The 13773-nt window shown below is 41.9% G+C and carries 15 protein-coding genes and 1 pseudogene; 11 read left to right on the top strand and 5 right to left on the bottom strand.

Annotated features, from left to right (window positions below; genetic code table 11):
• Positions 1–27 precede the first annotated feature (27 nt).
• From RE628_RS01000 to RE628_RS00945, 11 genes and pseudogenes are all read left to right on the top strand, one after another.
• Entirely contained in the window at positions 28–1836 is a 1809-nt protein-coding gene (locus RE628_RS01000) for a carbon starvation CstA family protein (protein WP_309156999.1), read from the top strand.
• Between the two features lie 190 nt (positions 1837–2026).
• Positions 2027–3415 carry a sugar phosphate nucleotidyltransferase gene (locus tag RE628_RS00995; RefSeq protein ID WP_309159324.1) on the top strand — a complete coding sequence of 463 codons (1389 nt, stop codon included), beginning with the start codon at positions 2027–2029 and terminating at the stop codon, positions 3413–3415.
• 24 nt (positions 3416–3439) lie between these two features.
• Entirely contained in the window at positions 3440–4168 is a 729-nt protein-coding gene (locus tag RE628_RS00990) for a glycosyltransferase family 2 protein (RefSeq protein ID WP_309156998.1), read from the top strand.
• 53 nt (positions 4169–4221) lie between these two features.
• Positions 4222–5117: pseudogene (locus RE628_RS00980) on the top strand (GDP-mannose 4,6-dehydratase).
• Entirely contained in the window at positions 5068–5187 is a 120-nt protein-coding gene (locus tag RE628_RS00975) for a GDP-mannose 4,6-dehydratase (RefSeq protein ID WP_309156995.1), read from the top strand. Before RE628_RS00980 ends, RE628_RS00975 begins: the two are co-directional and overlap by 50 nt.
• A gap of 142 nt (positions 5188–5329) precedes the next feature.
• Positions 5330–5785, top strand: a complete 456-nt coding sequence (locus tag RE628_RS00970; RefSeq protein ID WP_309156993.1) for a cysteine hydrolase family protein — start codon at positions 5330–5332, stop codon at positions 5783–5785.
• Between the two features lie 269 nt (positions 5786–6054).
• Positions 6055–6729, top strand: a complete 675-nt coding sequence (locus RE628_RS00965; protein ID WP_309156991.1) for an SGNH/GDSL hydrolase family protein — start codon at positions 6055–6057, stop codon at positions 6727–6729.
• 160 nt (positions 6730–6889) lie between these two features.
• Entirely contained in the window at positions 6890–7195 is a 306-nt protein-coding gene (locus RE628_RS00960) for a hypothetical protein (RefSeq protein ID WP_309156988.1), read from the top strand.
• A gap of 190 nt (positions 7196–7385) precedes the next feature.
• Complete coding sequence (locus tag RE628_RS00955; protein ID WP_309156987.1) at positions 7386–8378, top strand: sulfatase-like hydrolase/transferase; 993 nt, start codon at positions 7386–7388, stop codon at positions 8376–8378.
• A 44-nt stretch (positions 8379–8422) separates the two neighbouring features.
• The gene (locus RE628_RS00950; RefSeq protein WP_309156986.1) at positions 8423–8686 is read left to right on the top strand and encodes a hypothetical protein; all 264 of its coding nucleotides are present in this window, start codon (positions 8423–8425) and stop codon (positions 8684–8686) included.
• A 423-nt stretch (positions 8687–9109) separates the two neighbouring features.
• Positions 9110–9505 carry a VOC family protein gene (locus RE628_RS00945; RefSeq protein ID WP_309156985.1) on the top strand — a complete coding sequence of 132 codons (396 nt, stop codon included), beginning with the start codon at positions 9110–9112 and terminating at the stop codon, positions 9503–9505.
• Positions 9506–9589: 84 nt separating this feature from the next.
• Here RE628_RS00945 and RE628_RS00940 read toward each other — a convergent pair whose 3' ends face one another.
• The 5 genes from RE628_RS00940 to RE628_RS00920 form a co-directional block, all read right to left on the bottom strand.
• Positions 9590–11440, bottom strand: a complete 1851-nt coding sequence (locus tag RE628_RS00940) for a hypothetical protein (protein ID WP_309156983.1) — start codon at positions 11438–11440, stop codon at positions 9590–9592.
• Between the two features lie 126 nt (positions 11441–11566).
• Entirely contained in the window at positions 11567–11947 is a 381-nt protein-coding gene (locus RE628_RS00935; RefSeq protein ID WP_309156982.1) for a hypothetical protein, read from the bottom strand.
• Positions 11944–12216: a HEAT repeat domain-containing protein gene (locus RE628_RS00930; RefSeq protein ID WP_309156981.1), complete on the bottom strand. Its 273-nt coding sequence runs from the start codon at positions 12214–12216 to the stop codon at positions 11944–11946. The genes RE628_RS00935 and RE628_RS00930 overlap by 4 nt, the downstream gene beginning before the upstream one ends.
• 24 nt (positions 12217–12240) lie before the next feature.
• A complete protein-coding gene (locus RE628_RS00925; RefSeq protein WP_309159323.1) occupies positions 12241–12876 on the bottom strand; it encodes a VC0807 family protein in 636 nt (211 codons plus the stop codon).
• A gap of 165 nt (positions 12877–13041) precedes the next feature.
• Entirely contained in the window at positions 13042–13626 is a 585-nt protein-coding gene (locus RE628_RS00920; RefSeq protein WP_309156980.1) for a TetR/AcrR family transcriptional regulator, read from the bottom strand.
• Positions 13627–13773: the final 147 nt, after the last annotated feature.

Raw genomic sequence — 13773 nt, 5'->3', positions numbered from 1 at the left:
ATATTTTAATCCGATGGGGGGATTAACATGAACGCGGTTACAATCGTAGTAGGGGCAATTTGTATTTTGTTAATTGCTTATCGTCTATACGGTACGTTCATGGCATCAAAAATATTAAAGCTTGAGGCGATGGATGCCGCTAAGGAGACTCCTGCCAATGAGCTGGAGGATGGCAAAGATTATGTACCCACTAATAAATGGGTCACGTTCGGTCACCACTTTGCAGCCATAGCTGCCGCAGGTCCATTAGTAGGTCCAATCTTGGCCGCGCAATTCGGTTATTTACCGGGACTCATCTGGTTACTTGTCGGGGCCGTGATCGGCGGAGCCGTACATGATGCCGTTGTCTTATTTGCTTCCATGCGAAAAAATGGACAATCACTGTCTGAAGTAGCCAAAGAGGAACTGGGTCCTGTTGCAGCCTTTTGTACTGGGCTTGCCATGTTATTCATCATTACAATAACAATGGCAGGGCTCTCTATGGTAGTACTTCATGCCTTAGAGCACAATCCATGGGGCGTTTTCTCAGTTGGTATCACGATCCCAATTGCTATGGGCGTAGGAATCCACCATCGTATTACAGGTCACTTAAAAGGAGCAACCATAGTCGGTTTTATCTTGATTATGGCCGGAATTCTGTTTGGACCAAGTATCCAGGGTACAGCGTTTGGGGATTTCTTAACCCTTGATGCAAGCACGCTTGCCATTATTTTACCCATATATGCATTCTTTGCTGCAGCATTACCCGTTTGGTTATTACTTGCACCTCGTGATTATTTAAGTACCTTCATGAAAATTGGAGTTTTCGGAGCATTAATTGTTGGGGTGTTTTATGTGAATCCGACGGTTCAATTCCCAGCTATTATTCCCGACTTCATTAATGGTGGAGGTCCCATCGTCGCAGGTCCCGTTTGGCCATTTATCTCCATCACAATTGCTTGTGGTGCCATTTCAGGATTCCACGCTTTCGTAGGATCAGGAACTACACCTAAAATGATAAATCGCTGGAAAGATATTAAACCTGTAGCCTTCGGTGCAATGCTCGTTGAATGTCTTGTGGCCCTTATGGCTTTGATCGCTGCTGTTTCCCTTCAGCCAGGAGACTACTTTGCCATTAACTCCTCTCCTGAAGCATTCGCAGCCCTTGGGATGGATACCGTTCATCTGAAAGATTTAGCTGCAGAGGTTGGAATGGATTTAGAAGGACGTACGGGTGGAGCGGTCACACTAGCGGTGGGTATGACTTATATCTTCACTAAACTTCCTTGGTTTGCACACTTAGCCTCTTACTTCTACCAATTTGTTATTCTCTTTGAAGCAGTCTTTATTCTAACTGCAATCGACTCTGGTACTCGTGTAGCACGCTATTTGATTCAAGATTTCTTTGGAGATCTCTATAAACCATTAAAGAGAACGGATTGGCTACCTGGTAACATTTTTGCAAGTGCGTTGGCGTGTTTCGTCTGGGGCTACCTTCTCTATTCTGGCGATATTAGCTCGATCTGGGCACTGTTCGGAGTTTCCAACCAGCTGATGGCATCCATTGGGTTAATTATCGGCGCGACCATTGTTCTGAAAATTGCAGATAAACGTTGGTATGTGCTCACATGCTTGGTTCCACTAGCCTACCTCTACGTAACTGTTAACGTAGCAGGCTACTGGATGGTTAAGAATGTGTATCTGAACCCAGCTTCCAATAGTTATAGCATGTTAAATGGCATTCTTTCCATCGTCATGCTGATCCTAGGGTTAGTCATTATGATTACCGCTATCAAGAAGTGGATTGAGCTTTGGAAAGTACCTCAGACCGAATTAGCAAGAAAATATGGGATATAACCTCCGTTTTTGCTTGAATTAGGGGATGCGAATATATCTCCTTAAACGTGAAATGAGCCCTAGAAGCGATTCTAGAGGCTCATTTTTCTATGACTGCCTAGTTATTTGGGCGTAAGTACCACACCCTCTCTACTCGATTCACATAAGATAATGAAAACTAGGCGTACCACCAAAAGAGGGGTGTTAAATTCTGCATCTTATATTATTATCTGGCGGTTCAGGAAAACGTCTTTGGCCCTTATCCAATGATTCACGCTCAAAACAATTTTTAAAACTACTGCCTTCCGACAACAAGCTGAATAGGCCCATTTCTATGCTCCAACGTACTTGGCAGCAGCTTCAAAAGGCAAATCTGTCAGGAAGTACGGTGGTATCTACAAGTAAATCACAGATTGATATGATCCATAATCAAATAGGAACCAGCGTCCCTTTAGTTATTGAGCCTTGTCGGAGAGATACTTATCCAGCCATTGCGTTATCATCTTTATATTTATATTCCGTTGAAAGTGTAACGGAGGATGAAATTGTAGTCGTTATGCCCGTTGATGCATATGTAGAGGATGAGTTTTTTCAGTATGTAAGGACTTTAGAGGAAATTTTGCAAGACTCCGAGGCCGATCTCGCATTAATTGGAATAAACCCTACTTTTCCATCAGAAAAATATGGCTATATTGTTCCTTCCGAATTCAACAAGCCAGAGCAAAATAAAAAATATCAAGCTGTTCGTTGTTTCAAAGAAAAGCCGACTTATGGGCAGGCGAAACAACTTATTTCTGAAGGAGGGCTATGGAATAGCGGAGTCTTTGCATTTAAATTAGATTATATTCTAAATCATTTGAAAGAACGCGCATTAGCCTTAAGCTACGCTGATTTATTACAAACATATTCACATCTACCAGCAAGAAGTTTTGATTATGAAATCGTCGAAAATACGAAGAGAATTGTTGTCGTTACCTATAATGGTGAGTGGAAAGATCTTGGTACCTGGAATACCCTCACAGAGGAAATGGACGCATCTATCATTGGAAAGGGCATTATGAGTTCTGATTGTAAAAATATCCATATCATCAATGAACTCGATATTCCTGTCTCCGTATTAGGTCTATCTGATTTAATAGTAGCCGTAAGTCCTGATGGAATCCTTGTCTCAGATAAACAAGAAAGCCCGAGAGTTAAAGAAATAGCTAATCAATTCGAAAATAGACCGATGTATGAAGAACGTCGTTGGGGCTGGTACCGCGTATTAGATTTCACTAAAAGTAATGAAACGCAAGAAGTCTTAACGAGAAGAATTGGAGTAACTGCTGGCAAAAATCTCAGCTATCATAAGCATGACCATCGTAGTGAAGTTTGGACCATTATCAATGGTAAAGGGTTATTTGTATTGGATGGGGAAATCCTCGAAATTCAAGAGGGTAATGTGTTACACATTCCAGCAGGAGCATTACATGGCCTTAAAGCTATAACAGACTTAGAGTTTATCGAAGTACAGGCAGGAACGGAACTTATTGAAGAAGATATAGTCCGGATCTTTATGAAATGGGAAGACATTGAAGCCTTTGTCAAAAATTCAAAATGATAAGTACGAAGAAAGGGGATTTAAATGGTCGAGCCTTCGGAATTTGTCACTATTGCTATCCTTGCTAAGGATAAAGCACATGTCTTACCAAAATATCTTGATTTAATTGAACGACAAACCTACCCTGCTTCTAAAATCAAGCTTTATATACGTACGAATAATAATAACGATAATACGGCAGAAGTCCTTGAAACCTGGATTGAAAAAGTGAAGGATAAGTATTCAGAAATATTTTACGATGCAAGTGATGTAGAAGAACCGGTTCAAGAATATGCTCCTCATGATTGGAATCCACTGAAATTACAAGTACTGTGTCGTCTGCGTCAAGAATCCATAGAATGGGCCTGTAAAAGAGGAACCCACTATTTCGTTGTGGATTGTGATAACTTCGTGATTCCAGAAACACTTGAAATTCTACTGGATACGAATCTGCCCGTTATTGGACCGCTCTTGAAAAACAGCGATAGTCCAACTAGCCTTTATGCGAACTATCATTACATTACGGATGAGAACGGGTATTATAAACATTCAAATTATTATTTCGATATTTACTATGGACATATCAAAGGATTAATTGAAGTAGAAGTTATTCACTGCACCTATTTGGTTCGGAGTGAGGTGCTGGATCAAGTCAGCTATGACGATGGAAGTTACCGATATGATTATGTCATCTTTAGCGATGTATTAAGAAAGTTAGGTATTCCCCAGTATATCGACAATCGTCGTGACTATGGAACTCTCACTTTCTCCTGAGAAAAGCCCATAACTGTATATAGATTCTTACGAAAAAGTTAGGGAGGACATCCATGAAAAGAGCGTTAGTAACGGGCATAACCGGTCAGGATGGTTCGTATCTGGCTGAACTTCTTCTCGAGAAAGGATATAAGGTATATGGCTTAAAAAGAAGAACATCCACAGAAAACTATGAAAATATTAAGCATATACAGAGGGAAATTGAGTTTATTTCCGGTGATTTGGATGATTTATCATCATTAATACAAGCCGTAAAACAATCTAATCCAGATGAAGTTTACAATCTTGGTGCCCAGTCCTTTGTAGCAGATTCATGGCCCCAGCCTGTTTTACGGCAGAGGTTACAGGTCTTGGTGTACTTAGAATGCTGGAAGCAGTTAAGCAGGTCAAGCCAGATGCCCGTTTCTACCAAGCTTCAAGTTCTGAAATGTTTGGACGGGTGATAGAGACACCTCAGAAGGAGACTACTCCATTTTACCCTCGAAGTCCCTATGGTGTTGCGAAAGTATATGGGCATTGGATAACTATAAATTACCGCGAGAGCTATGACTTATTTGCCTGCTCAGGGATTTTATTCAACCATGAATCACCGCGAAGAGGGATACAATTTGTTACACGGAAAGTAACGGATGCTGTAGCGAGAATTAAGCTTGGCCTTCAAACGGAGCTTCGCCTTGGAAATCTTGATGCCAAACGAGACTGGGGTTTTGCGGGCGATTATGTTAAAGCCATGTGGCTCATGCTTCACCAGGAAAAACCGGATGATTATGTGGTGGCCACGGGAAAGACTCATACGGTCCGCGATCTTGTTGAAACTGCCTTTGCTCATGCTGGATTGAACTGGGAAGATTATGTCGTCCAGGATCCTGCATTTATAAGGCCAGGCAGAAGTAGATCTGTTGCTCGGGGATCCCGAGAAGGCAAAAAGAGAACTAGGATGGGAGCCTAAGATTCCCTTCCAAGAGTTAGTGAAAATAATGGTGGACCACGATCTAGAAAAATACGGTCAAAACACATGAAGGGATATTATTGTCCTGAATGTGGTAAATGGCGATCTGACGATACAATCATCGACGAATGGAACGCTGTCATCCCCCACCTGCACCCGAGTTAAAAGCAATCTATATTAACCCTAGAACTACTGCACTCCTTATTTTGGATATGGAGAATTCGATATGTAACAATCACCGTTGTATGGCCTCCATCCCTAGAATCAAGAACTTATTGACTAAGGCACGTGAGGCAGGAATGTTAGTTGTCTATAGTCTTACACATACCGGAGATCCTTCTGATATTAATCAGCAATTAGATCCTTCCCCTACAGATCCGATTGTTAAATCAAACGTAGATAAATTCTATAACACGGATTTGGACAGTATTTTGCAGAAAAATCATATACAAACCGTTATTATAACGGGCTACGCAGCAAATGGGGCCGTTCTGCATACCGTTGTAGCTGCTGCATTCCGTGGATATCATGTCGCGGTTCCCGTTGACGGGATGCCTGCCTCCACTCTATATCCTGAACAGTACACAGCATGGCATCTGCTTAATAGTCCTGGATCACGCAACCAGGCTGTATTAACGCGGACTGATCTAATAACAATTGCAAAATGAAACCAGCCAACGGCGAATAGCCAGAATACTAGGAGTTATCGGATATAGCCGATAGCTCCTTCTTTTTATACTGACGCTTAGATGCTAAAATGATTCATAATCGCACTCCTACTATATTGCATAATCGCCTTGAAGCAACCAGATTTGAATCAAATCGCTATTCATGAAATAAAAGAGCTGCTCTTAACGAAGCACTCATTATGAATGTCCAAACCACCTGTGCATGATTGAATATACTATCTCTGAGATGTTCTAATTACGTTGTATATATGATTAAGGGTGGGGTTGATGATGTTCTTATGATCTATACAGCTCTTGGAGATTCCATCACCTATGGGGAAAATGCCTCTTCGTTGGCAAAGTCCTATCCACGATTAGCCGTATCTGCCATAAATTCAGACTCATGCAGGGTTCGTGGGTTCGTTCTGGCTCAGCCTGGCTGGACCAGCCGCGAACTATTGGATGCGGTGATATGGCGGGGAGACCCTGTCATCCATCATTCCTCTGTCGTATCTGTATGGATCGGAGGAGTAGATTTAGCCAATACGGCACTAGCTTCTCTTAAAAGTAAAAAGCCACTAGCCATAAATCAATTTGTTGCCAGCTATAAGCGTAATTTAGGCGGCATCTTTACTCACATCAGAAAAGGAAGTCGTGCCCGGATCATTTGCTGCACGCAATACAATCCATTTCCAAACAGCCCTCTTGCCGTCGAATCGATAAGCGGACTAAACCAAATTATTACCGAACTAGCCCATCATTTTAATGTGATTGTCGTTCCCGCCCATAAGTGGTTTGAAGGAAAACAGGCAGACCTTATATATGGATATCAAAATGGGAAAATAGAAGATGCGTTGAGCGGACATTTACCCATCCATCCCAATGATCGAGGACATTCGAGTTATTGCCACGGGATTAGTTCCGTATCTTTTCCCACAAAGTAAAACTTGCGGTCGGATCTCTTCCGTAAAAAAACCACTAAACGTTAGGTCTAGTGGTTTTTTTATGGATTCTTTAAGATATATGCACGGATTGTCAGATTTTCCAAGTGACCCTATAATAACATGTAGCATTAAGACTTTGTTCCCATCGGGAGGACTCTTATTGAAAAATCCAAAAGCATTTAGTATTTTGCTTAGTTTGAATATTCTCTATGGCCTAAGCCTACTGCTATATCCTGTGATGCTCATCATTGTTGCCTTTTCAGGTGATGGTCCCTCCAGCAGAACCTTACACTGGTCCGACTACGCCTTTGCAATAATTCTAATCAGTTATCCGTTGGGACCCCTTCTGTCGTATTTTTGCTGGTTGTTCTACAAATATACCTCTATTAAATGGGCCTATATCACGGCGAATCTACCACTGCTATGGGTGCTCGCGTTAGTAATACTTATAACTTTCGGCTGGTGATCAAAGCGGCCTTACTCATAACAAGAATCTATGAATCTTGAAAAAGAAAACGCTTTATGGAAGAATGAAGACAAGCAGTCTCAGCATCCTCCTTTGAAATACAATCATAAATGAGGCGCTAACAACAGGAAACTCAGGATGCCTATGACCGCTGGGACATAACACAATAAAAAGAAAGGTATGAGTTTCAATGACGAAACCGAATGTTGTAGTCATTTATTGTGATGATTTGGGATACGGTGATTTAGGATGTTATGGATCGGACGCGATAAGTACCCCTCACTTAGATGCGCTTGCCGAGAAAGGCGTCCGGTTTACCAACTGGTATTCTAACTCTCCCGTATGTTCTCCGTCCAGGGCTTCCCTTCTTACGGGGCTATACCCCGCAAAAACGGGCGTGAGCCATATTTTGGAGGGCAAGAGAGGCACAGCAGGGCTGAAGCCAGAAGCGAAGACACTAGCGGAACACTTGAAGGAATTCGGTTACAACACGGCCTTATACGGAAAATGGCATTTAGGTTCAGCGGAAGAAACAAAGCCGAATGCACGCGGCTTCGACGAATATTTTGGTTTCCAGGCTGGTTGCGTGGACTATTTCTCCCATATTTTTTATTGGGGAATGCCGCAGACGAATCCCGTACATGATCTGTGGAGCAATGAGGATGAGGTTTGGCATGACGGCGAATATTTGACTCATTTGATTACGGATAAATCGGTGGATTTCATCGAACGGAACCGGGCGGCGGACAAGCCGTTCTTCCTATATGCTGCTTATAATGCTCCTCATTACCCGATGCATGCGCCGGAAAAATACATGAATCGTTACAAGCATCTGCCGCGGGACCGCCAGCTCATGGCGGCGATGATCTCCGCCGTGGATGACGGTGTCGGGGATATCATGGCTGCTTTGAAGCGGAACGGCATCGACGAGAACACTCTTGTCTTTTTCTCCAGTGACAACGGTCCGTCTTCGGAGTCGCGCAATTTCCTGGATGGTACGGAAGACGTATATTATGGTGGCAGCGCTGGGATCTTCCGCGGGCATAAAGGAAGCCTGTTCGAAGGCGGAATCCGAGAACCTGCAATCCTCGTATATCCTAAAGTGATTCCTGCGGAACAGATCTGCGACGAAGTCGGCATGATGGCAGATATTCTCCCTACCGTGATGGATTTTGCCGGTTGAGTGTACCTTCACCTGACAAAATCGATGGGGTTAGTGTGGTGGACATGATCACAAAAGGCGAAAAAACGCCGCATAAACAAATTTTCTGGGAATATGGCAGTCAGCTTGCCGTTCGTGAAGGCAAATGGAAGCTGGTACTGGGCGGAAAACTGGATTTTGACCGTTTGCAGCCTGATGACATACATCTCTCGGACCTAGAAGTCGATCCAGGAGAACGAGTGAATGTAAAGGATGATTTCCCGGAAATCGCAAGCCGACTCGAGCATGATGTCCGTACCTGGTATGAGCAGTTAATGGCAGAGGCCTGAGCGTAAGTAAATATCATAAAAAGCAAAGTGACCGCCTTTTCAGGCGGTCTTTCTCTGCTAGTTGCTTCACCAATTAAATCAGATCAGACTTCTTCAACAATTGTTGCAGCATGATAGTGACTTCTGCTCTTGTCACCGCTCTTCCGTCCTTTCGTATAAAGAATCCTTCCTTGATGGATACTACCAATGTTTTGCGATCAGCTACCTAAAATACTTCAAAACTAATATATTACAAAAAACGACGTTCAAATAGTGAGCGTTGTCAGTACTTTTGTCATGTTACAAAATGGTATATTGTGTAATTTGGGAGATGCAAAACTGAATAATTATTTTAAATAATTACAATAATGATGAAGGAAATAAAGATGGAGATAGCCAATATAACACAAAAAATGTAAGTAAGCGAAAACGTAGGAGGTAATCATGGGTAGATTAGTTCACTTCGAGATTCATGTCGATGATATGGAACGCGCTAAGAAATTTTATGGAGAAATATTTGGATGGACGTTTGAGGATTGGAGCGAGTATGCCGGAATGCCCTATTTCGGAGCTGTGACAGGCGATGCAAATGAATTAGGAATCAACGGCGCTTTGATGCAACGTCATGGCGCATCCCCACAACCCGGACAATCTATGAACGGCTATGCATGTACGATGGGAGTGGAAGACTACGATTCTACCGAGACGAAAATCCTTAATCTCGGAGGCAAACTCGCATTGCCCAAGTATGCGTTGCCCGGAATGGCTTGGCAAGGGTATTACATTGATACCGAAGGAAATACGTTTGGTATTCATCAGCCTGATAAGAACGCGAAATAAATGCTACTCCATCGAAAACCCGACCTCTTAAGGTCGGGTTTTCGATGGAGTAGGCGAACTGGACTATGCAAATTAACAACTTGCTTACTTCAATCTATTTATATAATCCTCCATATGAGCTTTGAACTCAGCCCTATCGGATGAAGAGATCATATTAATCCCCACTGCATACTGATTAATCAATAAGTCGGTATCCTTCAATTCCACCGATATTATACTTCTAATATCAATGGAAACTGGCTTTTGAAGCATGTTATGTATGTAAATTCGTCGATTGGTAATTAAGCAGCCATCCTTGGCACTACCAAAGACAGTATTATCGAAGAGAACTACAGGTCTCTCATCGAATTCTAGATTAGCATATGATTCAAGGGCATTCTGGAACTTCTTAATAACCTTCTCGTTTTCGTTCTCGATAAATACATATTTGCGGATATCTACATTCCTGATACCTAAGACTCTGTTCTTAATATCCTCAATAACCTCATCTGTATTCATCACCCAATTAGAAGTAGTAGATACTGTGCCCATGACCTCATAATTCATAGATTGTTCCGCAGAAGGAGTCCAATTATAATCCAAGTATCTGTTGTTTATGCCAATCCTATCATTGTATTTCAGAACGAACAGCAAAAGTTCTACAAACTCATAGAAGTCGTCTCGATCTTTGCTGCTAATTAGATTAATACCCACTGATTTCCCGTCAATATACATTAAGTTATCCGATAGATACATCTCCTGGATCTCTTGTAAGTCACTACTCCATTCCTTCTCCAGCATATTATGAACATATATCCTCTGGTCAGTAATTAAGAAGCCATCTTTGGCACTTCCGAAGGCAGTATTATCGAACAGAAGTATCGGATTCTCATCTTGAATAGGTGCATATGAACCCTTCACATTTTCTAACTTTTTCGCAGCCCTCTCGTCGAGATCTCCTTGTAATAGGAACACATAGGATATAATTGACTCATTTTGAAGGGAGAAGAATACTTTCTGTATGGCGCGTATCGGGTCTTCCGGCAACTCAAATTTAATGGATTGAAATAGATTATTATACTGAAGCCTATTCTCCAGCTCCACCGTAAATTCACCGAAGAAATCTGCTAGACGTTCCCTATTCTCAGCATCTGTATGGAGGTTCTGGATCAACTCATCAATAGGCATATTAAAATAGCGGGCGTAATCGATTAGACCATAATGAACTTCCTCCGAAGTATACTTCAGGGCAAGTTCATAGAAGTCCAGCTCAAACGGGTATTTCTTTAAGATCTCTATAATCATGCGCCCAAGATCTTCGTTCCTCACACTTCCATTCATAATATTACTATATATGATCATAGCCTCTTCTTGTTCACTACTAGTGTATGACTCTGCTATTTTCAGCAGCTCACTGTCATTAAGACACTCTATCACGGCCCGATGAAAGAAAAAAACATCAAAGTATACGGACATGCAAAGTATTCTCTTAGTCTCTGGATCCTTAAAAATTTCGCTTTTTATTCTGCTCACTTCCGCGCTAGTGGACGCATTACCTAATGCATTGGCGAGTTCCTCTTGGATATCATCAAAATTAGTCTCCCAATAACCGATATATCCCAAAGATACTTCAATAAATCGATTCATATTTATGTTGTAAACGCCTTTGCTCCTCAGCAAATTGATTGCATATTCACAGGCAGAATCAAAAATGTCATCCGCATCGTCTTCCCCATAACAAACTAAATCATCCAGACTACGGTACTGAGTATCAAAGTTCCAAGACATCCGATTCCAAGCTTCTTGAGCTAATTGCTGAAATTCGTTACGAATCGAGACATAAGCCCCTGTCGCTTTCGGTATTGATACTTCATAACCCAACAAATTAAAAACCTCTGTATTTTGCTGAAATTTCTGGACAAGCGCTGGCGTCTCATTATGTACTGATTGTACCAAATGCTGTGGCCTCCCTTGTACAGCAGTCCCGCAACCCGAACAAAATCTAGCGTTATTGGCTAGTTTGAACCCGCAATGATTACAAAACATTTTACCTCCTTACCTCCTCTACCTTTCGGTTTAAATTTATGTACTAGAAACCTCATGAAGTCGCGAGTTCAATTTCTTTATCACTTTCTCCACCCGCTTTCGCTTGGTGTCTTTTTCAATATCATCGAGCCGTGAGGAAAGCGTCTCTATGAAGAGCGCTTTGTTTGTATCATTAACGATGGATATGGCATTCTCCGCATACATGGGCAGTTGATTTATCGGACTGCTCTTCAGTTGTTTGATGAGTAAAGCGAATGCATGATCAGCATATGGTTGGACAGAACAAAGGTTAATCAGGATATTAATTCCGTGGTCTTTGGTGATGACCGATCCTTTGTCAGCTGTATCAATAATTTTTGTAAGCACTCCATAAATGGCTTCCGGATTCTCAAGAGTGATTGCATCAAGTGCAGTCATAGCCCCCATACAAGCCGATTGTTTTTATGATCAAGCATTGCTACGAACTCTTGAATGTATTCAGCAATTAAAGACGGTTGGAGGTCCCCAATTTCATAGAGCACTTTAATGCAATCGCTTTGAATGTTTTTGTCACTGTGATGCAGGTTGTCAACCAGCTCCTTCACGGCAGCACGGTCATCTCGGTTAGCAATCTCTTTTGCCAGTTCCTGATTAGGGCCTTCATCTTTGCGATGAAGTGAAGTTGCCAATTTATCAATTATGGTCATTGTTTTTCTCCACCTTACTTCTCTTTATTTTATTTGCATCAAACGTAAATACTTCTGACTAGCATAACGGCGATAGAACAGTGTCCATAGGATCGTCGTACCTATTACACCATAAAACAGCAGCTGAGATATCCATAAAAAAGCTTTTGTCGTATATCGTTGAATCAAGTAAATACGAAGCATAGCTTCACCCAGCATCATCAGCCCCCAGACGACCGTCATTAGCCGAAAAACAAAGCGAATATACGGATGTGACCATCTTTCTGCAAATATATTTGCTTTTACTTGCGACACAAAGCGTTGAGCAAACTGATAGATCAGCGGTTTTTCAAAGGCGAGAGAACTAATAAACAAAGCACCTACGAACCCCGTCACAAATGATTCTCGCAGCAGTACCATCTTCTCGTTACCTCCACTGATCGCGAGTATAATCGAGAGAAGAAATGTACTGATCATCAAAAGTCCAAAGGTATCCAGCTTGCGATATTTTGCAAAATAAATCATATTCTCAAGAAGCGGTACCGTGGTGGCGATAATTAACGCTGTGAGACTAGACATGTCATCTTTGAGCCATATATATATCAAGTATGGGAGAATTCCATTGCAACAAATGGTTATCGCAATACTGATTATGACTGAATGTTTCTGTGGGGAATGCATTTTCTTCACAGCGCTCAGCTCCACCCTAAATTTTCCATGAGTCTACGCTATTATAGCAAAAAATAAGCTATGCAGAACGATAAAAAATATGCAAAAAGGCCTTCCTGACGGAAGACCTTCTGATAGTTTGGATAGTTCAATTTATAAGCTTGGGCATAGTCCCCTTTAATGTAATGCACCCGAGATAAATCGAAATACATCATCGAATTGAATGCCTTCATCTCCTACTTCTGCAATCACATGATGCACACGCATCCCATAAGTAAAAATAATAAACAGCGAAGCAATTTTATGAGCATCGACCGTTTTCGGAATCGCATTGGCCTTCTGTCCGGTCTCGATCCAGTCTATTGCCATTTTCAGCGAAAATTGATACAGCTCCCGCAATATGGCCATAATTTTCTCATTATCGCATTGTCCTAACAGATACGTAAATATTTTGTTCGTTACACTGCCGCTATCCATCATTCCTCCGGTAATCAGCTTAATGGGTGGAACTGCATCTCCCACAGCTGTCTCCGCGACCGCGGATGTAAACCGATCATGAAGTGCCTCGAACTTTGATTTTAGTATCAATCCGAACAACTCGTCTTTTCCAGATACATAATGATAAATTGCACCTTTGGATAATCCAGAACGCTCAATAATATCTTGCAGGGTCGTTTGTCGACAGCCTTTTTCAAGAATTAATTGCTCTGCGGTTTCGAGAATGAGCTCAAAGCTTGCGGTACGTTGCGATGATTTCGACATCAACGCTCCTCCTTCTGGTATCATATAAGCCCGCGAATGTCGTGAGATAGCAAACAAAGTCGTTCCATAGGCTCCATTCCTTTTATTCTATACCAACTGTCGGTATGGTCAAGTTAAGCATAATAGAAACGCCTAGAGCATCCAGTA

The organism is Paenibacillus sp. D2_2 (assembly GCF_031199965.1).
GTDB lineage: Bacteria > Bacillota > Bacilli > Paenibacillales > Paenibacillaceae > Fontibacillus.
This window is presented reverse-complemented; position numbering and strand designations above follow the sequence as displayed.

What these genes read in the sequence shown, in the direction of transcription:
- RE628_RS00970 (WP_309156993.1), top strand. Translation starts at nt 5,330, where the DNA reads ATGGAGAATTCGATATGTAACAATCACCGTTGTATGGCCTCCATCCCT.
- RE628_RS00920 (WP_309156980.1), bottom strand. Translation starts at nt 13,626, where the DNA reads ATGTCGAAATCATCGCAACGTACCGCAAGCTTTGAGCTCATTCTCGAA.
- RE628_RS00925 (WP_309159323.1), bottom strand. Translation starts at nt 12,876, where the DNA reads ATGCATTCCCCACAGAAACATTCAGTCATAATCAGTATTGCGATAACC.
- RE628_RS00945 (WP_309156985.1), top strand. Translation starts at nt 9,110, where the DNA reads ATGGGTAGATTAGTTCACTTCGAGATTCATGTCGATGATATGGAACGC.
- RE628_RS01000 (WP_309156999.1), top strand. Translation starts at nt 28, where the DNA reads ATGAACGCGGTTACAATCGTAGTAGGGGCAATTTGTATTTTGTTAATT.
- RE628_RS00935 (WP_309156982.1), bottom strand. Translation starts at nt 11,947, where the DNA reads ATGACTGCACTTGATGCAATCACTCTTGAGAATCCGGAAGCCATTTAT.
- RE628_RS00965 (WP_309156991.1), top strand. Translation starts at nt 6,055, where the DNA reads ATGATTAAGGGTGGGGTTGATGATGTTCTTATGATCTATACAGCTCTT.
- RE628_RS00950 (WP_309156986.1), top strand. Translation starts at nt 8,423, where the DNA reads ATGATCACAAAAGGCGAAAAAACGCCGCATAAACAAATTTTCTGGGAA.
- RE628_RS00955 (WP_309156987.1), top strand. Translation starts at nt 7,386, where the DNA reads ATGACGAAACCGAATGTTGTAGTCATTTATTGTGATGATTTGGGATAC.
- RE628_RS00990 (WP_309156998.1), top strand. Translation starts at nt 3,440, where the DNA reads ATGGTCGAGCCTTCGGAATTTGTCACTATTGCTATCCTTGCTAAGGAT.
- RE628_RS00930 (WP_309156981.1), bottom strand. Translation starts at nt 12,216, where the DNA reads ATGACCATAATTGATAAATTGGCAACTTCACTTCATCGCAAAGATGAA.